Here is an 18,993-nt window from a genome sequence, read left to right as displayed (position 1 = left end):
AACTACTCGCCCGGCTCCTCGAGCGGCAGGGGCGTGATCGGCTTCCGCGGCAGATCCGGGATCGCAGGATTGAAGATCTCCGGCCCGATGATCTTGTTGCAGTGCTGCCCACTCTTGCACGACTGTGGGAACGCGTAAATACGCTGCGGATCGTCGGTCGATTCGGCGCCGCCGACCGCCTTGTCGATGGTGAGCCGCTTCTTCGTTGAGTACGGCTCCCCGAAAGCTTCTTCGTAGAGGTCCTGCGTTGCCGAGAACATTGCAACGTTCTCCAGCCACTCGTCGCCGTCCTCGTCGAGGCCGAAGTAGGGATCGTGGTGGAGGAAGTAGCCGAAGAGGAACTGGCAGTCCTCGGCATACTTGCGCGTGTCCAGGATGTGCTGATGCCAGTACTCGTCGAGCGTGCGGTCGACGGAGAGCGTGGTGTGCGGGTGCAGCAGGTTCAACACCAGGAACCGGCGGTACTTCTGCTCGCCTTCGGCGATGGCCTCCTCGGTCCATGTTGCCGGGTCGTCATGCCGCAGCTTGTGGTTGATCGGAGCGAGGTCAACCTGGTCCACCAGGGCGACCGCCGCGACGACATCCTCCCGCGAGGGCGCAACCGTCCCCATTTCATCACCCTCTTTCCGCAGTCGGCCGGCATGGCGAAAGTCCTCGGCGCCGTGGGCCTGTAGCAGTGCCGCGCCAATCTCGACCATATACTAACTGTAGTCAAACTGTCGCTTTCAGTGATCGGAGTGCCGCACTCCTGATCGGGTCCCTGCGGCGGCTTGTTCGGCGACGGCGCCCCACTCGAAGCTTTCCTGGGGGTTCCGAGGGTGATGGTCCGTCCCTCCTGGCGGGCTTGTTGCGGGCTGCAGGGGACGCCGTGGACCGTGAGGCCGGCTGGGTTGAGGGAGGGGGATCGTGCTCCCTCGGCTGCTCGCGCGGTACGGCATCTCGGTGTTACGGGACCGGCTGTACTCCGGCTATGTGTTCCAGTTCGTCGGGTCGCGCGGCTTCGACCTCAAACCGCACGAATTGGAGCTCGACGAACTGGTCCGTGACTGTGATCTGCGGGAGGAGAGGCAGGCCCGGTCGAGGCCGGATGGCGAGCCGACCGGCGGTGCCACATCGCCACGTACTTCATGGGTGCGTGCGCCTACGAGTTCCCCAACGCGTACTGGCGCCACCGCGTGCAGCAGAAGCGATGGCACCGGGGGCGTGCCGTCGAAGCGGTCTTGGCCAACCTGCGGGTGGCTGAAGAGCTGCGCGGCATCGAGACATTGTGGCGCCAGGCTGACCTGATCGGTGGTCCCGTGCGTCTTCCGACGGACGAGGGCCGCGAGGTCGATGTGGGACCCCTGCTCGAGCCGCTCTCTCGCCCCGTTCGTGCATCTTCTGCCCGATCCGCCGATCGGGCCTATGGTGAAAGCGTGACACATGGGCCCAGCAAGAAGACCGTAAGTTGGTTCGAAAACGTGCGCAACTCAAGCGCTTTCAAGTGAGAACCGGATCGCCCACCGCGAGGTTGAACCTTCTTGCCTACTGATGTTGCCCGGATAGAGCCGGGAAGACACACGTCACCCCAGGGGGTACCAAAAGCGCTCGCGGAATTGCAGACGAGCCATCGTCACGGTGCTGCGAACGGGGCGTATCTCTTGCGCGCCACATTGAAGGAGCGGCAGCCCGGTGACCACACTGAGAAGACGGGTCAACGTCAGGGAAGAAGGTGGCGCTCATGGCGGTCTCGAGCGTGTCAGATCGCGAGTTCAGTCGGCAGGTCCTACAACACGACGCACCCGTGCTGGTGGCATTCAGGGCCTCGTGGTGTCTGCCCAGCCAGCAACTGGTGCCGCTGGTTGATGAGCTTGCTGCCCGTTATGAGGACCGCATCAAGGTCGTCACCGTCGACGTCGACTCCGACCCGGGTGGTAACAAGATCTGCCGACAGTACAAGGTCACCCGCTTGCCGGTGATGATGCTGTTCCGGGATGGCAACGTCGCGGACTTCATCGGTGGTGCCTCCTCGCCAGACAGGGTCATGGACATGATCGACCGGCAACTGCGGCCGGTGCTCCAGGTCGACGAGTTCAACTTCGACGCTGAGGTACTGAAGGCGCAGGTGCCCGTCCTGGTCCACGTCGACGCCGCGTGGTGTGCCGAGAGCCAGCAGATTGTGCCCGTCGTGGAGGCGACGGCGGAAAAGTTCCGAGGTCGTGCCAAGGTGGTTCGACTGGAGTTCGGACCGGAAACCGCTCGGCTGTGTGCCCAGTATGGTTTCCGCCGTGTCCCCACACTGGCACTCTTCAATCGTGGGCGGATCGAGGACCAGATCTTCGGCCCGATGGAGGGCGGGACGAAGACCGATAAGGTGCGGACGTCCTGCGTTGGGCTCAGCACGACCGACAACGTCGCTCAGATGTTGGAAGCGTTCGTCCCGTGATGTGGCTTCAACGCCAGCAGTGCGCCATGAGGTGCCCACCGGTGAACGTGGTGATGTGCTGTCGCCTTTGAAGCCGCTCGCAACAGCCCATGAGCGGCCCTCAGGCGTCACGTGGGGCGGCCGGCAGGGCCCGGGGAGGCTTTGCCCGACCGGGAATCTGGTTACTGCACCTGGCAATTGGCGCTTGTGCGCATTTGGTGGTCATGGCGTTCTGTGGGCTCACCTCGAGTGGCCCGACCGCAGTCAGTGCTGCTGCAGAGGTGTTGTGAGGAGTTCACAGACGTCACAGCAATGGACTCGGCCGCAGCGCGACAGCCAGCACGACACGGGCTCGTCCCGGCTCAACATGATCCGCTCCAGATGATCGGCCGGACCGGAACCCTTGAGGAGCACGAGGTCGCCGACCTGCAAGAAGCTGGACAGGAACCTGCTGGCCCGCCAGACCGATTCGAACACAAACATGTCTCCCGGGGGGCGAGCCCTGTGGACCCTGTCGATCTCTGTGAATCCGAGCCGGTGCCGCAGCTGAAGTTGTGCGGTCTCAGCCGTGTCGTGCTGTTTTCCCCACAGGTCGATGGCCCGGTCACCGACGAATACAACGGTGTCGAGAACAGCTGTCGCCTGCTCGGCCACCTCGGTGTAGACGCGCCGCGACCGTCCAGGAAAATCGGAGATCCGGCCGAACACGGCCACTTTGCGAGGCGCGGTCGCCTGGCGCATGAAGGCGAGTACCTCGGGCACGGAGTCGGCGGTCGCCTTGAAATCGTCCCGGATGAAGGTGACCCCGTCCGGGTGTGCAGTCGGCATCATGCGCCTCGGGGTTGGCTCAGCCGCTTGGAGTGCTGCGGCGGCCTCTTCCAGAGACAGACCGAAGTCAAGGCCCACCGCGAGGGCCGACAAAGCGGAACCCAGCAAGTGCTCGCCAAGTAGTCGGGTTCGGACGTGGACGCGCTCTCGGCCGTGAACCGCCTGGAACGACAAGCGGGCCGGCCAGTTCGACGTGACATCAAGAGCACGAAGCTGGGCTTGACTGTTACGGCCGACAGAAAGGATGCGAGCGGAGGTTCTCCCGGCCAGTTCCCGGACGTACTGATCGTCCCAGTTCAGCACCGCGGTTCCGGCTGAAGGCAGGCTGACCACCAGCTTTGCTTTTTCCGCCTGCGCTCCCCGGGGACCGTGAAAGGCGCTGTAGTGGTCGTTGCGGAGGTTGGTCACCACGGCGATGTGGGGACGGATCAGGTTGATACCCGCATCGAGGGTGCCCTGTCCCCATGCACCGAGTTCCTGGACGAAGAAATCGTCGTCGCGATGCACGGCGAGGACGTCCTTGACGACATCGATGCCGCAGTTGTTGGAGCCGGAGCTCTTTGAACCTCGGCGCCGGCCGGCCAGCACGCTCGCGATCAGGTTTTTCGTCGTCGTCTTCCCGCAGCTACCAGTCACCGCGACGAAGACGACATTGCTGAGCCGCGCGCGGTGGCGCAGCGCCGCGTCGAGCAGGTCGACACCAGCCGTGTGGTCCGCCGTCATCACAGCCCGCTCAATGCCTGGTCCGCTGCACGTGTCGCAGGTCGACACCAGAGGTGATCCGTGCTCATCGATACCCGATCAGCATGAACCGATCGAAGATGGGGAGCCGGAGGACACCCTCGTAGAGCATCTCGGACAGCGGGATCTGAGCCTTCATTTCGTCGAGATCCTTGACGCAGTTCACATGGTCTGGGCAGCGGTCGTAGTTGTTGCTCTGCAGAACTGCCAACTGCCCCACGGGAACACGCGACCACCAGGTGTCCGCTTCGGGCAGATGTTCGCAGATGGTATTGATGAGCACGGACGAAGGGTCGCGAGCGAGGCTTGCGTAGTCCAGGTCCATCGCATCGGCGACCTGGTACTCGATGTTGGGGTACAGCTGTCCGATCACCTGCCGGCCGAGCTCGCAGGCGTCGGCGCTGATGTCGATGCAGACCATACGTGCCGGCGGCTGGGCAAGCCGCCAGTTGAACAGCAGCGGCAGGATTCCGTACCAGGCGCCGAGGACGACGAGCGTCGCGCTGCCGATATCGTGCCGGCTGGAGAGTTGATCGATGAGCCACAGTTTGGAGCGAATCTGAACCTCGTCGACCGCGGCGGCGAACAGGCGTTGCTGGGTGGGGGGCAGCGTGTCGAGTTGTTCGATCAACCCGTTCAGTTCCCGCACGTGCTCGGCGTGGTCGGGCTGAGCGATGGTTCGGTGGATGTTCGGTGCGTGCGTCAAGGAGCCCTCCGGCGGCTCCTGTGCGTGCCGCCAGATGCTGGACATGAAATCCTGCACCAGCTGGGCGGACATTCCAGGCTTGGTTCCCATCAAAGAAGACCTCCCTTTGGATACGGACGACAGCCCTTAGGGCAGGGATGCCAGCACGACAGTGCTCATGACCGATGGCTCCACGGTGACGACCGGTCAGGTGAGGATCCGGTAGGATTTCGGCGATTCGACCGGAAGTGGCCAGATGCTGCGGCGCACATAGACCCGCTGCAGCCACCGATCACGGCCATCGAAGTGAGCTGAGAACGAACTGCGTGAGTGCGCGGCCCGGTTGTTGTTGATGGCCAGTAGGTCGCCGGCTTGTAGCTGCACAGTCTCGTGGAGTTCTGGGTCGTTGCATGCAGCAGTCAGTGCCTTGAGCGCGTCGTCGGCCTCTGCGGACAGTGCTTTGACTCCGCACGCGCTGTCGAAAGCCAGCGATGGTGCGTCGTCGGGTCCGCGCAGGAGGGCAACCGGAGACGACCACGGTCGGCTTCCGTCCCCGGTGCGAGTGAAGGAGTAGGGCGCCATCAGCTGGAACTGAGGCGTGCGCAGAACAGCCAGCTGCCGCTCGCTCAGGCAGGAGCAAGCCTTCCGGGCGTCGACGACCGACGTCGTGGCCAGCCGGTCGGCCGGACAGCGCAGTCCGAGCAGGAGGACGAAGTCCGGGCTTGCACAGTGCAGTGGCCGGTCAGCAGCGGTACGGCTGAACGTCAGCTCCGTATGAAAGCCTAAGGATGCTGCAGAACTCTCGTTCGACGGGGTGTTCTTGCGAGACCGTGTGGGGTACACGTTTTGTACCAAGGCGCCGTTCTTCTCGTCACGGTAGGCGACTGGCTCGCCAAGCAGAGCCGCGATGGTCAAGATGGCGGACTCGCTGATGCCCCCCTGCTTGACCGGCTCCGGGGCACCGTCGGCAGGCGTAGGCGGTAGATCGTGGTCGATGGGCAAGCCGCTGATCAGAATTGCGTTGGATGCGTAGGGCGAGGCGCGGAAGAACAGCAACTCGCGAAGCACTTCGATCGGCAGAATCGAGCAGGATGCCAGTAGTTGTGCCAGACGCTGCTCGGTGTCGCTCGGAGACGGCAGGTCGGCAAACGCGTTGTATAGGTGCTCTGCCACGTCGGTGGGAAGCTCTACGCGGAACATGCAGCCAATCCTTACTGACGGGAAGCGTTGACCAACGCGTTCAACGGTGTCAGTGCTGTCACCTCGTCACGAACTGCAAACGCACCGAATGGGCTACCCCCTCGTGGATCTGGTGGAGCCATGCACCAGTAGGCCGGATCTCCGGGGTACCTCACGCTGCTTTCCTGCCGAGGCCTGACAAGCAGCGCAAAGGACTCGGCGGTGCTCTCATACCTCACGGCGAACCTGGGCACCAACGTGCGAGCCGTCCTTAGCGATTCCAGAGGCAGCCGCCGATTTAGAGAAATGGCGGCCGATCTTACTGTCCCGAGATCTGAACGCATCCAAAGTAGACCCAGCCCCATACCCTGTACAGAGTGCGCCGGATGGGCTTCCCGGGCTCTGACTCGGCCCACTGCTCAGCTAAACCGTAACGTCGCGCAGTAAGGAGCCTGAGGCGGTGGACCGACCGTGGTTTGATGAAGCATTCGATCAGCATGGAGCCCTCCGTCCGCCGTATGACACGCTACGCCGACGCGCCGGTTGGGACCCCCTGCTCCCCACCGCTGCCCTCGCACAATTGCTTCATGAGCTGCCGTTAGGGGACGACACCCGCATTTTCCCGGTCCCGGTGGTCATCGACGACGCCGAATACCGGGCGGTCGTTCAAGCGGGACTGGTGCAGAGGGCGAGAGCTCTGCAACAGCTGTTCACCGACCTGGCACTCGGCCCCCAGAAGATTCTCACCGCCGGCATCGGCCTTGACCGGGCCGTGCTGGATGAGATTCTTGCCGCCGAGGGGACGTCTCTGGACGGGCTTCGCAAGCTGTGGCGAGGCCGCGGCCGGGAAGAGGTCCGGTTCGTCTATGGCCCGGACCTGGTGCGTGACCCGGAGGGCCGGTGGACAGTCCTCGAAGACAACGTCGGGTGTGTCGCAGGATCCGCTGACAGCTTCTTCGTCGCAGACCGGTACCGCTCGGCCACGCAGCTGCCCGGCTGCTCAACCTGTCAAGGGCCGCCCGATCTGGCGATCGCCATCATGCGGTGGCTTCACCGGCTCGGCAGCGACCTCGACGACAGCGTGGCGGCTGTACTGGGATGTGATGCCGCAGGCGAGAGTCCCTGGGCACTGCGACTGCATGAAAACGCCCGCCGCCGCATGATCCTTGACACCCTCGGCATCCCGGTCATCGAACGTGGCCAATTACGTGGCAGACAAAGCGCAGCGGGTGGCCGATCCGGGGCCTTGGTCAACTTCTATGTCGACCAGTCATGGTCCGACGTGTTCGGTATTCCCGGCATCAAGATGCTCAACGCACCCGGCACCGGCGTACTCGGTAACAAGGCTTTCCTGCCCTACATCGACGATGCGATCCGCCTCTACGCTTGTGAGGACCCCATCCTGCCGACACCACCCACTCGCCTGCTCACAGAGGGTGTGCTGCCTGCCGACAAGGAGAACTGGGTCATCAAGAGCGCTGTCGGCTGCCAGGGCACTGAGGTCTTCGTGTTGCGCTGGCAACCGCAGGACCGGCTCCGACTTCTCGAAGACCGGGTGAGCAAAGAGTGGTGTGGGGCGGCCGCGGTTGCGCAGCGCTATGTCGAGCCGTCCCATCTGGCACCGGCTGGACCGAACAGCTGGAACGATTACCGAGTCGAGATCCGGCCGGTCACCTACGTACTGGACTGGCGCGACGTCTACGTCAGCGAACAAGCAGTCGGGAAGACTGTGTCCACCTATGACGCACGGCGGCTCAACAACATCTCCCAAGGCGCCTGCTACGTCCCCGTGCTGCGAGAGCCGTGCTCCCACTGCGGCACCGAGCGCTGAAGGCCTGTCTTCTGTGCGCGACGCTGACCGCATGCCGGGACCCTCGACGGTGTTGCCGAAACTGGGAAGAGCCGTTACTGTCCGTACATGAAAGGGACCTGTACGTAACGGGGGAGCCGCATGGATCATGTTGTGCTGATCTCGACGTACGAGCTGGGCCGGCAGTCGTTCGGGCTCGCCTCGCCCGCCGCCTGGCTGAAAGCGGCAGGCGCTGAGGTCGTCCTGCAAGACCTCGCGGTCAGCGCATTCGACGCCGACTGCGTTCAGGACGCCCTCCTGATCGGCGTCTATGTGCCGATGCACACCGCGACCAGGATGGCCGAGCCCATACTCCGCCGACTACGCATGCTCAACCGGCGCGCCCACATCTGCGTGTACGGTCTCTACGCCCCGATGAACGCAGATCACCTACGCAGCCTCGGTGCAGACTCGATCCTGGGTGGCGAGTTCGAGGAATCCCTCGTCGGCCTCTATCGGGACCTGATCGAGGCCCGCACGGGCCATGGGGATCAGCCCGAGGGCCGCTCGGTCGTCTCCCTCGGCCGTCAGCAGTTCCTGGTTCCTGACCGCACCGGCCTGCCTGGACTGGAGCGGTACGCTGCCCTTCTGACGGAGACGGGACAGACCCGCACGGTCGGGTACACAGAGGCATCCCGGGGCTGCAAGCACCTGTGCCGACACTGCCCAGTCGTGCCCGTCTACGGAGGCCGTTTCCGGGTCGTGCAAATCGAACCGGTACTCGACGATATTCGCCAACAGGTGGCTGCTGGAGCCGAGCACATCACTTTCGGCGACCCCGACTTCTTCAACGCCCCCACCCATTCGATGAAGATCGTCACCCGATTGCACGAAGAGTTCCCGGAGCTGAGCTACGACGTCACGATCAAGGTCGAACACCTGCGCAAACATGCTGACCTGATCCCGGCGCTGAAGCGGACTGGTTGTGTTCTGGTGACCACTGCAGTCGAGGCCGTCGACGACGACATCCTTCGGCGGCTGGACAAGAACCACACGGCCGAAGACCTCAACCACATCCTCAAATTACTTCGTGACGTCGGTCTGGCGTTCAATCCCACCTTCGTCGCTTTCACGCCATGGACCACTCTCCCGGGATACGCGGAGTTCCTGCAGACCATCCTCCGCCTGGAATTGGTGGATCTCGTCTCCCCAGTGCAGTACAGCATCCGACTGCTCATTCCGTCCGGTTCGCGCTTGCTCGAACTCGACGAGGTTCGCACGCTCATCCGCGACTTCGACCCCCATGCCCTGGCCCATCCGTGGTCGAATCCGGACCCCGAGGTTGATCGGCTGCATCAGGACATCCTGCAGCTCGTGAAGGCCAGTCAAAAGGCAAGCCGTAACCGACGCGAGATCTTCACCCACGTGTGGCGGACAACGTTCAACCGGCTCGGCGCCGACACGGCGACTGACCCGGACCTGAGTCGGCTGCCCGCTTCGACCACCACTCCGCAGCTCACCGAACCCTGGTACTGCTGCGCCGAGCCCACCGATGAGCAATTGGCTCACCTCTGATCCGACCGAACAGGAGCTGACTATGCGGGTCGCGTATGTATTCGCCACCTCGGGACACACCGCAAGCTACAAGCTCGGCAAGATGATTCTGCCCCAGCTCGAGCAGGGCAACCACGGCGTCGACGTCGTTGGCATGTTCTTCTTCGACGACAACAACTACGTCCTGCGCAGCGGCGATCCCATCGGCGAGCGTCTCGAGCAGGTCGCGCGCGAAACGGGCATGCTGCTCATGATGTGCGATCAGTGCGCCCTTGAACGCGGCTTGGCAAAAGGGGAACCTGGCGACTGTGCCCCGCAGGACACCATCGACGGCGTCACTGTCGGCTGCTTCCCCGACCTGTACGCGGCCCTGTCTACAAATCCACCCGACCACGTGATCACCCTGTAGTGATCAACCGGCCTCTGGAGAACGCCACCCATGAGACCGACAGCTACCGGGCCGTCCTCTTCAGCCGGCACGCCCTCCACCGTGTCGACGGGCCGGGACATCGCACTCGACGCTCTCGAACTATGGGTTGCCGACCTCAGCTCGACTCAGCACCTTCTCACCGCAGTGCTCGGCTTCCAACTCGTCGGCGCGCCCTCTGAACGCAAGCCGGATGAAGAGGCGGTCTTCTTGGTCAATGGTGGTGTCCGGGTAATCCTCCGGCAGGGTATGTCGGAGGAGAACCCGATCGCTCGCCACGTCGGGCAGCATGGCGACACGGTCGCCGACGTTGCGCTCGTCTGCGCCGACCCTGCCGCGGTGGCCAACAGGGCCGTTGCCCACGGCGCCAGAGTTTGGGGGACACCGGACGCCCCGAGAATCGACCTCTTCGACGACGGGACGGTCTGCCACTCGGTTCGACGGGCACCTTCCTTCTGGGGGCCTGCTGCACGGGAGGGCCCGCGGATGGGGATGATCGATCACGTCGGGTACTGCCTGCCGCGGGGATCCGCCGACATGGTGGCATCCGCCTACGAGAAGGTCTTCGGACTGCAACGCGCCGACGCCGACAGCCTTGATGAAGTGGGCAACAAAGCCACGGGCATGCGCAGTATCGTGCTCCGGTCAGCACTCGGCTTCACCGTGGTGCTCACCGAACCGGTCAGCCCGGCGAGCACGGGGCAGACTCAGCGATTCCTCGATGCCCACGCCGGACCGGGAGTCCAGCACGCCGCATTCGGCCATGACGACCTGTTTGCCGCGGTCGAGTCTCTCCGGTCATCCGGCCTTGAGTTCCTGCCGGTCCCTGATGCCTACTACGACCAGGCGCAGCAGCGCCTGCGCGAAGTGCCCGTACCGTGGGAGACGTTGCGCCGACTGGGGATCCTGGTCGATGCCGACGACCAAGGCCTGCTGTTTCAGCTGTTCACCCGGCCCATCACACGTCACGGAACGTTCTTCATCGAACTCATTCAGCGCTCCGGGGCAGTGGGATTCGGCGCCAACAACGTCAGAGCCCTGTTCGAGGCGGTTCAGGCGACGATGGATGGCCACCCAGACGGTGTTGCCCGTGACGAGGACGTCTGATGGCCGCATCCATGCAAGATCGCGCTGCTGATGACCAAGCCTGGGTCGGCGAGCTCGTACGGACGGCGGTCGCGGGCATACCGTTCTATCGCGACCTTCTCGCCGGTGCTGACACGTCTCGCCTCGACGGCTTGCCGACGTTCGACAAACAGAAGACCGCCCACTACGGGAGGTTCCCCCTGTCCGCCGGCGGACCGGCGGGTGCCCACCGTGTCGTCGCCACTTCAGGAACGACCGGCGACCGGCTCTTCGTCGCGTTCGACCAGGCGGATCTCACCCGGGTCGGAACATGGTTGGAGAAAGTGGGCCGACGGGTGGGCGTGACCTCGAGCGATGCGCTCCTGAACACGCACTGCTACGGCCTGTGGGTCGGCGGCCCGATCCTCGATCTGCTCGCCCACCGCAGCGGTGCGTGCGTCGTTCCGCTCGGACCGACAAGCCCGGCTGGAGTCCTCCACATGCTGGCCGGCGGAGTCGGCACAGCGATCAGCGCCACCCCGTCCTACCTGCGCCGCCTCGTCGAGACAGCAGAGGCGACCGGCTTCGACCTGAAGGGCACAGGGCTGAGACTAGGTTTCATCGGCGCAGAGGCGGCCGAATCAGCACTTCGACGTACGCTTCTGGCCCGCCTCCCCGACGGCTTCCAGTGGATCGAACTCTACGGCCTCACCGAGACCTACGGCCCGTCGGTCGCCTTCGCACCCGATCCTGAGGTGGCCGAACTTGAATTGAACACCCAGGACTTTTGCATCGAGGTTCTGGACCTGAAGGCCGACGAGCCTGTGGCGCCCGGTGCGGTCGGAGAGCTGACGATCACCAGCCGCAGTCCCTCTCGCAGTCCACTGATCCGTTACCGCACCCGCGATCTTGTGCGTGTCACCGCCGGTGAGCCTGCCGCACCGACCCGAGTCTCCCGGATCATCGGCCGCGCCGACGATGCCCTCAAGATCGGCGGCGTCCTCATGTATCCGTCCGCGGTAGCGGAGATCGTTACGGGGATGCTGCCGGCGAGCGCCGAATGGCGAGGAATCGTACGGCGCTGCGGATCCGACGACGAGCTGTTCCTGGAAGCGGAAGCCCCACCGTCGTTGTGTGAGGCGGTGCAACTCGCCTTCCACGAACGCGTGGGCCTGGACGTCACTGTGATCTCCGTCGACGAGGCAGCGCTGACGAGAAGCAGGGAGAAGACCCGACGGATCGTGATCGAGCAGGAAACAGGTGCTGCTCCGCCGGGACCGACTCGCCGCACGGCGTGCGGATGAACCTCGTCTTCGTAGGTCACCGTTGTTGTGACCACTCGCCCAGCAGCGGCTACGACCAGATCTGTTCCCTGTTTCCTGAAGCGGGCTGGCTGAGCGGGCCTGACCTGGCTGCAGGACAACTCACCTGGTTCCGCCAACCATCCGGCGGCAGTACCTCTCTCACCGCGGCCTCGCACCAGATCTTCCACGTCTTCTACGGCGACTGCAGTGGCAGCGCCCTGCCCGCGGTCCTGCGTGCCCGGTTTCCGCAAGCCACTATCGTGTGCACCGTCCACCAGCCCGCCAGCCGACTGGTCGGCGATGAAGCCGCGCGGGCATCGCTGAACGCAGCGGACGGAATCATCACCGTGTCTGAGACACAGGCCCGCGCACTCGCCCGCTTCGGGCTCACAGCGTCGATCCATGCAGTCCCGCACGGCGTTTGGACGAAGGCGTTCCGTCCAGTTTTACCACTCACGCAGGACGCCAGGGACAACGTCCTTTTCGTCGGCAACTACCTGCGTGACTGGAACGCAACCAAGCAGATCGTCGAGATGCTCGCCGTCGCAGGCGTTCGGTCGGTGGTGCTGGGATCCGCCGCAGCTGACCGGCTCAGGACCAGCGACCCCCTCATCGAGATGGCGCCACGGGTGTCCGAGGCCGAGCTGGCCCTGATGTACGACCGGGCTGCGGCCCTGGTCCTACCGGTCTTGGATGCTACTGCGTCGAATGCGGTACTGGAGTCGATGGCGGCCGGCTGTCCCGTCATCTGCCCGCGGCTGCCGTCACTGACGGACGAGTATCTCGGCGACGGCTCGGATGCCTATGAGCAGAGCAGATACGACGTTGCTGTCTCCCACGCGTTGCGCTACGTCGGACACCCCGAGCGCCGGGCTGCACGATCGCAGGTGTTGATGAAGCGAGCCGAAATCTTTGACTGGTCTCGGCTGCTACCGCTTTTCACGGCTGTCTACCGGGACATCATCACAGGGACGACAGCCTTACCGCGATAGCCCTCGGCCTGACGTCCGGCCGAGGCGACCACCGCATCCGGCCTGTGCACGTGGCCAATCACGTCAGCGGACTGCTCGCGTCGGCCGACTGGGCCAGGATCTTGTCGCGGCTGACGCCGAGCTGTTCCAGGGGAGCCGCGGCTACCCCGTCAGTGAGCAGTCCCAGCAGGAGCTGCTCGGTGCCTGCCTCGGCCAGCCCATCGGCCTCGGGGCGGCCAGCGCGGCAGCCAGACCGGCTTCCAGACCGCTGCCTTGGATCAATCACGCGGTCGGCATGACGCTGGCGGTCGGCCTGGCGAGTGACACCGAGGCGTTCGCCGATCACGGTCCACAAGTACCCGGCATTGCGGGCCTACCGCACGACCTGGGCGACGGCGGCATCAGCGCGGCCGGACAGCTGGTCTCATGTCGACAACGGTCGGCTGTCAACCTGGTCGTGACAATCCATCTGTCACTTGCGGTGGTGGATTGATGATGCGGCAGATCTCCGCCTCCGAGCAGGTGCTCGGATCGGTGGCGGCGGCGCGTTGGGCCAGAGTGCGCAGGACAGTGCGGGTCGTGCGCAGCTCGGCCATGCGGCGCTCGATGTCCGCGAGATGTTGCTCGATCAGGTACGCGACGTGGACGCAGGGCGTCTCGCCGGAATCACGCACGACCAGGACAGAGCGGATCTCGGCGAGCGTGAGCCCGGCCGACTGCGCCTCCCGGATGAAGGCGAGCCGGTGCGCGGCCTCCGGCGGATAGTCGCGATAGCCGCCCTGTGTGCGCGGCGGTTCTGGCAGCAGCCCGGCCTGCTCGTAGAAGCGGATGGTCTTGGCCGTCAGCCCGCTGGTGGCGGCCAGTTCTCCGGTACGCATACCGCCAAGGCTACGCCTTGACCTTCCAGCGTACTGGAAGGTCTACGGTGGCTGCAGACGCTGTGAGCTGGGAGGGTGCGATGATGCGGATCAGCGTGCTGACTGTGCCCGACTGCCCCAACGCGCCGGTGGTCGAGGAACGGCTCGCCCAGGCGCTCGATGGCCGCGAGGCGGACGTGGAACGGGTCGATGTCGGCGATCCCGAGCAGGCCGCCCGGCTCGGGATGACAGGTTCCCCAACCGTCCTGATCGACGGTGCGGACCCCTTCGGTCTGCCTGGCGCCCACGGATCTCTGTCCTGCCGTTTGTACCGAGGGCCGGACGGCCGGGCCGAAGGAGCGCCGAGCGTCGTCGACCTGCGGCGCGCACTGGACGCTGTGGACTTCACCGGGAACTGCGACTGCTCGCCGCCGGATGCGGCTGACCGGGGCGGGCGGGGACGCCTCGCCCCCGTGGCCGGCGGACTGCGCGCCGTGCAGCAAGTCGTACTCCGCCACTTCGCGTCGACCGGACACGCCCCCGTGACAGAGGAACTGGAAGCCGAAGCAGCCGCCCACGGCCGTACCGCCGCCGACATCGTGGCCGACCTGGCCGCCGGCGATTTCCTCGTCCTCGATGACCACGAAGGTATCCGAGCGGCGTACCCGTTCTCCGATGTGCCCACCGCCCATCGTGTTCGGATCGCCACCGGTGTTGAGGTATGGGCGATGTGTGCGATCGACGCACTGGGCATCCCGGACATGCTCGGCACCGATGCCGTGATCACCTCCGCCGACCCCGTCATCGGCGACACCATCACCGTCGATTCTGCCGACGGGCACATGAGTTGGCAGCCATCCACCGCTGTGGTCTATGTCGGCCAACGCTCCTGCACGGGTCCTGCCGCCGATGTCGCCTGCGGCGCCCTGAACTTCTTCACCAGCCGCCGCACCGCCTGCGCCTGGGCCCGACAGAATCCCGACTACACCGGCAAGGTCGTCGATCAATCCAACGCCGAGGCCCTGGGGCGGTCCGTCTTCGGTTCCCTGCTCGCAGCAGCGGAGCCCAGGGAAGGGCGAAGATGATGATGGAGCGCATGCCGTTGCGAACGGTTCGGACACGTCGTGGTCGACAGGGCAAACATTGCCTGATCGGACCCAGGCACCCCTCAGCTGCCCGCCCGGTTCTCGGTGTATTCGAATCTGGTCGGCCCCTCGCCCTCCAGCGGATCCCCGTGAACCCAGCCGCACGTCTCGTAGAACGACTTGGCCCTGGCGTTGTCCGCGAAGGTCTCCAGTCGGATGGTCGAGTACTGGGCGAAGAGCGTTTCTTCCGCGTGCCGAAGTAGGAGGCGGCCGAGTCCTCGACGGTGATGGCCGAGGTCGACCATCATCAGGGATCGTGGGACCATCGAGGATGGTGAAGCCGACGATCCGGTTGCCCTGGCTCAGGCAGTGCACGCCACCCTGCTCCAGATGGCTTTTCACGTGCGCGTCCGAAGCGCCACTGTCGATGAACCAGTCCACTGCCTCGTCGCCGAGGAACCCTCGGTAACAGGTGTCGATCCTGCGACGCGCGAGTGCCTGGAGATCATCGATATCTTCGCCGGTTGCAGGGCGGATGGTGGGGTGGTGCTGTCCGGTCGACACGACGATTCCAACCGTGTAGGCAGGAATCTCCTTCCTGAGCCTGCGAAGGCAGGAGAGCACTTCAAAGCGCCCGGAACAGTCCCTCCTGGACGACCGACACCAGCAGACGCCCCTCCACGTCGTAGATCCGGCCGCGGGCCAGTCCCCGGCCGCCCGTCGCGATGGGCGACTCCTGGTCGTACAGGAACCACTCGTCCGCGCGGAACGGGCGGTGGAACCACATGGCGTGGTCCAGCGACGCCATGTCGAAGCCCCGTGGGCCCCATAGGGGTTCGACCGGGATGCGGACCGCGTCCAGAAGGGTCATGTCGCTGGCGTAGGTCAGTGCGCAGGTGTGCACGAGCGGGTCGTCGCCCAGCGGTCCGACCGCGCGCATCCACACCGCGCTGCGCGGCTCGGAGTCCTTGACCTCCTCGGTGGTCCAGCGCAGCCGGTCCACGTAGCGGATGTCGAAGGGCTGGCGGCGGGCCATGCGCTCCAACTGCTCGGGTAGGGCGCCCAGATGCTCGCGGATCTCGTCCGTGACCGTCGGCAGGGACTCGGGTGGCGGGACCTTGCGGGCCGGTGGCAGCTGGTGCTCGAAGCTTCCCTGCTCGGGTTTGTGGAAGGAGGCGGTGAGATTGAAGATCGTGCGGCCCTGCTGCACGGCGGTGACCCGGCGGGTGGTGAACGACCTCCCGTCCCTCACCCGCTCGACCTGGTACACGATCGGCACGCCGGGCCGGCCCGGGCGCAGGAAGTATGCGTGCAGCGAGTGCACGGGACGGTCGCCCTCCGTGGTGCGGCCCGCGGCGACCAGAGCCTGGCCCGCCACCTGGCCGCCGAAGACACGCTGGAGGGACTCCTGCGGGCTCCGGCCACGGAAGATGTTCACCTCTATCTGCTCCAGGTCGAGCAGATCGACCAGCTTCTCGGCAGGGTTCGTCATGGGCGGGACTCTCCTGTGCTCACAGCTGGCCGACGTCGGTCACGCGGACGATCGCACGGCCCTCGGCGTCGGAAGCCGTGAGGTCGATCTCCGCACTGATGCCCCAGTCGTGATCGCCGTTCGGGTCGGCGAAGGTCTGGCGGACCCGCCACAGGCCGTTCTGCGGCTCCTCCTCGATCAGGAGCAGCTTGGGGCCGCGGGCGTCGGGGCCGGTGCCGAGGTCGTCGTACTCGTCCCAGTACTTGTCCATCGCCTCGCCCCAGGCCTCCGCGTCCCAGCCGGCCTCGGCGTCCATCTCGCCGAGCTCCTCGACCTGGTCGAGGGCGGCGAGTTCGACGCGGCGGAACATGGCGTTGCGGACCAGGACCCGGAAGGCGCGCGCGTTGCTGGTGACCGGCTTGACCTCGTCGGCCTTCTCCTGGGCCTCCTCCGCCGTCATCTCCTCCGGGTTGGCAAGTTGCTCCCACTCGTCCAGAAGGCTGGAGTCGACCTGGCGGACCATCTCGCCGAGCCATTCGATCAGGTCCTGCAGGTCCTCGGACTTGAGGTCGTCCGGGATGTTGTGGTCCAGGGCCTTGTAGGCGCTCGCGAGGTAGCGCAGCACGATGCCCTCGGTGCGGGCCAGCTCGTAGAAGGACACCAACTCCGTGAAGGAGAGGGCCCGTTCGTACATGTCACGGATGACGGACTTCGGCGACAGCGGGTGGTCGCCCACCCAGGGGTGGCTCTTGCGGTAGGTGTTGTACGCGTGGAAGAGGAGCTCCTCCAGGGGCTTCGGGTAGGTGATGTCCTGGAGGCGCTCCATGCGCTCCTCGTACTCGACGCCGTCCGCCTTCATCGCGGCCACGGCCTCGCCCTTCGCCTTGTTCTGCTGGGCGGCCAGGATCTGCCGAGGGTCGTCGAGGGTCGACTCGACGACGGACACCATGTCCAGTGCGTAGGACGGCGAGTCCGGGTCGAGGAGTTCGAATGCGGCGAGCGCGAAGGTGGAGAGGGGCTGGTTGAGGGCGAAGTCCTGTTGCAGGTCCACGGTGAGGCGGACGATGCGGCCCGTGGCGTCCGGCTCGTCCAGCTTCTCGACGATGCCGCCGTCCAGCAGCGAGCGGTGGATGGCGATCGCGCGCCGGATGTGCCGCACCTGCTGCTTGCGCGGCTCGTGGTTGTCCTCCAGCAGGTGACGCATCGCCTCGAAGGCGTTGCCGGGCCGGGCGATCACCGACAGCAGCATGGTGTGCGTGACCCGGAAGCGGGACGTCAGCGGCTCCGGCTCGGAGGCGATGAGTTTCTCGAAGGTGTTCTCCGTCCATCCGACGAAGCCCTCCGGCGCCTTCTTGCGGACTACCTTGCGGCGCTTCTTCGGATCCTCGCCCGCCTTGGCGAGCGCCTTTTCGTTCTCGATGACGTGCTCGGGCGCCTGGGCGACGACGAAGCCCGCCGTGTCGAATCCGGCCCGTCCGGCACGGCCCGCGATCTGGTGGAACTCACGGGCCCGCAGTGTGCGGACGCGGTTGCCGTCGTACTTGGTCAGCGCGGTGAACAGCACGGTGCGGATGGGGACGTTGACGCCGACGCCGAGCGTGTCCGTGCCGCAGATGACCTTCAGCAGACCGGCCTGCGCCAGCTTCTCCACCAGACGCCGGTACTTGGGCAGCATGCCCGCGTGATGCACACCGATGCCGTGGCGCACATAACGCGAGAGGTTGCGGCCGAACTTGGTGGTGAAGCGGAAGTTGCCGATCAGCTCGGCGATCTGGTCCTTCTCCTCGCGGGTGCACATGTTGATGCTCATCAGCGCCTGCGCCCGCTCCACGGCCTGCGCCTGCGTGAAGTGCACGATGTACACCGGCGCCTGCTTGGTCGCCAGCAGTTCGGTCAGCGTCTCCGTGAGCGGCGTGAGCCGGTACTCGTAGGAGAGGGGGACCGGGCGGGTCGCCGAGCGGACCACCGAGGTGGGGCGACCGGTGCGCCGGGTGAGGTCCTTCTCGAACATCGAGACGTCGCCGAGGGTCGCCGACATCAGGATGAACTGCGCCTGGGGAAGCTCGAGGATCGGGATCTGCCAGGCCCAGCCGCGGTCCGCCTCCGCGTAGAAGTGGAACTCGTCCATCACGACCTGGCCGACATCGGCGTGCTTGCCGTCGCGCAGTGCGATCGAGGCGAGCACCTCGGCCGTGCAGCAGATCACGGGCGCATCGGCGTTGACGGACGCGTCACCGGTCAGCATGCCGACGTTCTCGGTGCCGAAGATCTTGCACAGCTCGAAGAACTTCTCCGAGACGAGCGCCTTGATCGGAGCCGTGTAGAAGGTGACCTCGTCACGGGCCAGCGCGGCGAAGTGGGCACCGGCTGCGATCATGCTCTTCCCGGAGCCGGTGGGCGTCGACACGATCACGTTCGCACCGGAGACCACCTCGATCAGCGCCTCCTCCTGGTGCGGATAGAGGGTGAGACCGCGTTCCTGTGCCCAGGACTCGAAGGCTTCGTAGAGGGCGTCGGGGTCGGCGGTAGGCGGCAGCTGATCGATGAGGGTCACGGACCCATCTTGCCTGCCCTCCCACCGGATAAGGGAATCGGATGCCGGACCGAAGATCGCGAACGCTACGCTGTGTCGC

General features: G+C 65.3%; 18 protein-coding genes. 9 read left to right on the top strand and 9 right to left on the bottom strand.

From position 1 onward, the window contains the following. Nucleotides 1–2: 2 nt before the first annotated feature. Nucleotides 3–698: a glycine-rich domain-containing protein gene (locus F7R91_RS42080; protein WP_191971549.1), complete on the bottom strand. Its 696-nt coding sequence runs from the start codon at nt 696–698 to the stop codon at nt 3–5. A 477-nt stretch (nt 699–1,175) separates the two neighbouring features. On the opposite strand from F7R91_RS42080, the gene F7R91_RS19060 reads away from it, so the two are divergent. Together F7R91_RS19060 and F7R91_RS19055 are read left to right on the top strand one after the other, a co-directional pair. Further along, a complete protein-coding gene (locus F7R91_RS19060) occupies nt 1,176–1,487 on the top strand; it encodes a hypothetical protein (RefSeq protein WP_150950259.1) in 312 nt (103 codons plus the stop codon). Nucleotides 1,488–1,720: 233 nt separating this feature from the next. After that, nucleotides 1,721–2,425: a thioredoxin family protein gene (locus F7R91_RS19055; RefSeq protein ID WP_150950258.1), complete on the top strand. Its 705-nt coding sequence runs from the start codon at nt 1,721–1,723 to the stop codon at nt 2,423–2,425. 243 nt (nt 2,426–2,668) lie between these two features. On the opposite strand, the gene F7R91_RS19050 is transcribed toward F7R91_RS19055, so the two are convergent. The 3 genes from F7R91_RS19050 to F7R91_RS19040 form a co-directional block, all read right to left on the bottom strand. Next, the gene (locus F7R91_RS19050) at nt 2,669–3,955 is read right to left on the bottom strand and encodes a Mur ligase family protein (protein ID WP_150950257.1); all 1,287 of its coding nucleotides are present in this window, start codon (nt 3,953–3,955) and stop codon (nt 2,669–2,671) included. A 64-nt stretch (nt 3,956–4,019) separates the two neighbouring features. Then, nucleotides 4,020–4,751: a class I SAM-dependent methyltransferase gene (locus tag F7R91_RS19045; protein WP_150950256.1), complete on the bottom strand. Its 732-nt coding sequence runs from the start codon at nt 4,749–4,751 to the stop codon at nt 4,020–4,022. Between the two features lie 114 nt (nt 4,752–4,865). After that, entirely contained in the window at nt 4,866–5,858 is a 993-nt protein-coding gene (locus F7R91_RS19040; RefSeq protein WP_150950255.1) for a TauD/TfdA family dioxygenase, read from the bottom strand. Between the two features lie 439 nt (nt 5,859–6,297). Between F7R91_RS19040 and F7R91_RS19035 the strand changes: the two genes are divergently transcribed. The 6 genes from F7R91_RS19035 (at nt 6,298) to F7R91_RS19010 (ending at nt 12,968) form a co-directional block, all read left to right on the top strand. Beyond that, a complete protein-coding gene (locus F7R91_RS19035; protein WP_150950254.1) occupies nt 6,298–7,668 on the top strand; it encodes a circularly permuted type 2 ATP-grasp protein in 1,371 nt (456 codons plus the stop codon). A gap of 120 nt (nt 7,669–7,788) precedes the next feature. Further along, nucleotides 7,789–9,201, top strand: a complete 1,413-nt coding sequence (locus tag F7R91_RS19030) for a CUAEP/CCAEP-tail radical SAM (seleno)protein (protein ID WP_150950253.1) — start codon at nt 7,789–7,791, stop codon at nt 9,199–9,201. Continuing rightward, a complete protein-coding gene (locus F7R91_RS19025; RefSeq protein WP_225320700.1) occupies nt 9,179–9,589 on the top strand; it encodes a SaoD/DsrE family protein in 411 nt (136 codons plus the stop codon). Before F7R91_RS19030 ends, F7R91_RS19025 begins: the two co-directional genes overlap by 23 nt. 81 nt (nt 9,590–9,670) lie before the next feature. Beyond that, a complete protein-coding gene (locus F7R91_RS19020; protein ID WP_191971548.1) occupies nt 9,671–10,714 on the top strand; it encodes a VOC family protein in 1,044 nt (347 codons plus the stop codon). Then, nucleotides 10,714–11,976 carry a phenylacetate--CoA ligase family protein gene (locus F7R91_RS19015; RefSeq protein ID WP_150950251.1) on the top strand — a complete coding sequence of 421 codons (1,263 nt, stop codon included), beginning with the start codon at nt 10,714–10,716 and terminating at the stop codon, nt 11,974–11,976. The genes F7R91_RS19020 and F7R91_RS19015 overlap by 1 nt, the downstream gene beginning before the upstream one ends. Then, on the top strand, nt 11,973–12,968 hold the full coding sequence (locus F7R91_RS19010) for a glycosyltransferase (RefSeq protein WP_150950250.1): 996 nt from the start codon (nt 11,973–11,975) through the stop codon (nt 12,966–12,968). The genes F7R91_RS19015 and F7R91_RS19010 overlap by 4 nt, the downstream gene beginning before the upstream one ends. Before the next feature lie 58 nt (nt 12,969–13,026). On the opposite strand, the gene F7R91_RS19005 is transcribed toward F7R91_RS19010, so the two are convergent. Then, a complete protein-coding gene (locus tag F7R91_RS19005; protein ID WP_191971547.1) occupies nt 13,027–13,293 on the bottom strand; it encodes a Clp protease N-terminal domain-containing protein in 267 nt (88 codons plus the stop codon). Between the two features lie 100 nt (nt 13,294–13,393). Continuing rightward, nucleotides 13,394–13,825 (bottom strand): heavy metal-responsive transcriptional regulator, encoded by a 432-nt coding sequence (locus F7R91_RS19000; RefSeq protein WP_150950248.1) that lies wholly within the window; start codon nt 13,823–13,825, stop codon nt 13,394–13,396. Nucleotides 13,826–13,872: 47 nt separating this feature from the next. On the opposite strand from F7R91_RS19000, the gene merB reads away from it, so the two are divergent. Further along, entirely contained in the window at nt 13,873–14,889 is a 1,017-nt protein-coding gene (gene merB / locus F7R91_RS18995) for an organomercurial lyase (RefSeq protein WP_225320691.1), read from the top strand. A gap of 83 nt (nt 14,890–14,972) precedes the next feature. Here the strand turns inward: merB and F7R91_RS18990 are convergent, their stop codons facing one another. The 3 genes from F7R91_RS18990 to F7R91_RS18980 all read right to left on the bottom strand — a co-directional run bounded on the left by F7R91_RS18990 (nt 14,973) and on the right by F7R91_RS18980 (nt 18,914). After that, nucleotides 14,973–15,215: a GNAT family N-acetyltransferase gene (locus tag F7R91_RS18990; RefSeq protein WP_225320690.1), complete on the bottom strand. Its 243-nt coding sequence runs from the start codon at nt 15,213–15,215 to the stop codon at nt 14,973–14,975. Nucleotides 15,216–15,514: 299 nt separating this feature from the next. Next, complete coding sequence (locus F7R91_RS18985) at nt 15,515–16,381, bottom strand: acyl-CoA thioesterase (RefSeq protein ID WP_150950247.1); 867 nt, start codon at nt 16,379–16,381, stop codon at nt 15,515–15,517. Between the two features lie 19 nt (nt 16,382–16,400). After that, entirely contained in the window at nt 16,401–18,914 is a 2,514-nt protein-coding gene (locus tag F7R91_RS18980) for a DEAD/DEAH box helicase (protein WP_150950246.1), read from the bottom strand. Nucleotides 18,915–18,993: the final 79 nt, after the last annotated feature.

Source organism: Streptomyces luteolifulvus, from assembly GCF_008806595.1.
Lineage (GTDB): Bacteria > Actinomycetota > Actinomycetes > Streptomycetales > Streptomycetaceae > Streptomyces > Streptomyces luteolifulvus.
Note: the sequence above shows the minus strand (reverse complement) of the source record. Positions and strands in the feature narration are given on the sequence as shown.

Excerpts from the sequence above, each read along its gene's own strand:
- F7R91_RS42080 (WP_191971549.1), bottom strand. The coding sequence starts at position 698 with ATGGTCGAGATTGGCGCGGCACTGCTACAGGCCCACGGCGCCGAGGAC.
- F7R91_RS19055 (WP_150950258.1), top strand. The coding sequence starts at position 1,721 with ATGGCGGTCTCGAGCGTGTCAGATCGCGAGTTCAGTCGGCAGGTCCTA.
- F7R91_RS19050 (WP_150950257.1), bottom strand. The coding sequence starts at position 3,955 with ATGACGGCGGACCACACGGCTGGTGTCGACCTGCTCGACGCGGCGCTG.
- F7R91_RS19045 (WP_150950256.1), bottom strand. The coding sequence starts at position 4,751 with ATGTCCGCCCAGCTGGTGCAGGATTTCATGTCCAGCATCTGGCGGCAC.
- F7R91_RS19040 (WP_150950255.1), bottom strand. The coding sequence starts at position 5,858 with ATGTTCCGCGTAGAGCTTCCCACCGACGTGGCAGAGCACCTATACAAC.
- F7R91_RS19030 (WP_150950253.1), top strand. The coding sequence starts at position 7,789 with ATGGATCATGTTGTGCTGATCTCGACGTACGAGCTGGGCCGGCAGTCG.
- F7R91_RS19025 (WP_225320700.1), top strand. The coding sequence starts at position 9,179 with ATGAGCAATTGGCTCACCTCTGATCCGACCGAACAGGAGCTGACTATG.
- F7R91_RS19015 (WP_150950251.1), top strand. The coding sequence starts at position 10,714 with ATGGCCGCATCCATGCAAGATCGCGCTGCTGATGACCAAGCCTGGGTC.
- F7R91_RS19010 (WP_150950250.1), top strand. The coding sequence starts at position 11,973 with ATGAACCTCGTCTTCGTAGGTCACCGTTGTTGTGACCACTCGCCCAGC.
- F7R91_RS19000 (WP_150950248.1), bottom strand. The coding sequence starts at position 13,825 with ATGCGTACCGGAGAACTGGCCGCCACCAGCGGGCTGACGGCCAAGACC.
- F7R91_RS18990 (WP_225320690.1), bottom strand. The coding sequence starts at position 15,215 with ATGGTCCCACGATCCCTGATGATGGTCGACCTCGGCCATCACCGTCGA.
- F7R91_RS18985 (WP_150950247.1), bottom strand. The coding sequence starts at position 16,381 with ATGACGAACCCTGCCGAGAAGCTGGTCGATCTGCTCGACCTGGAGCAG.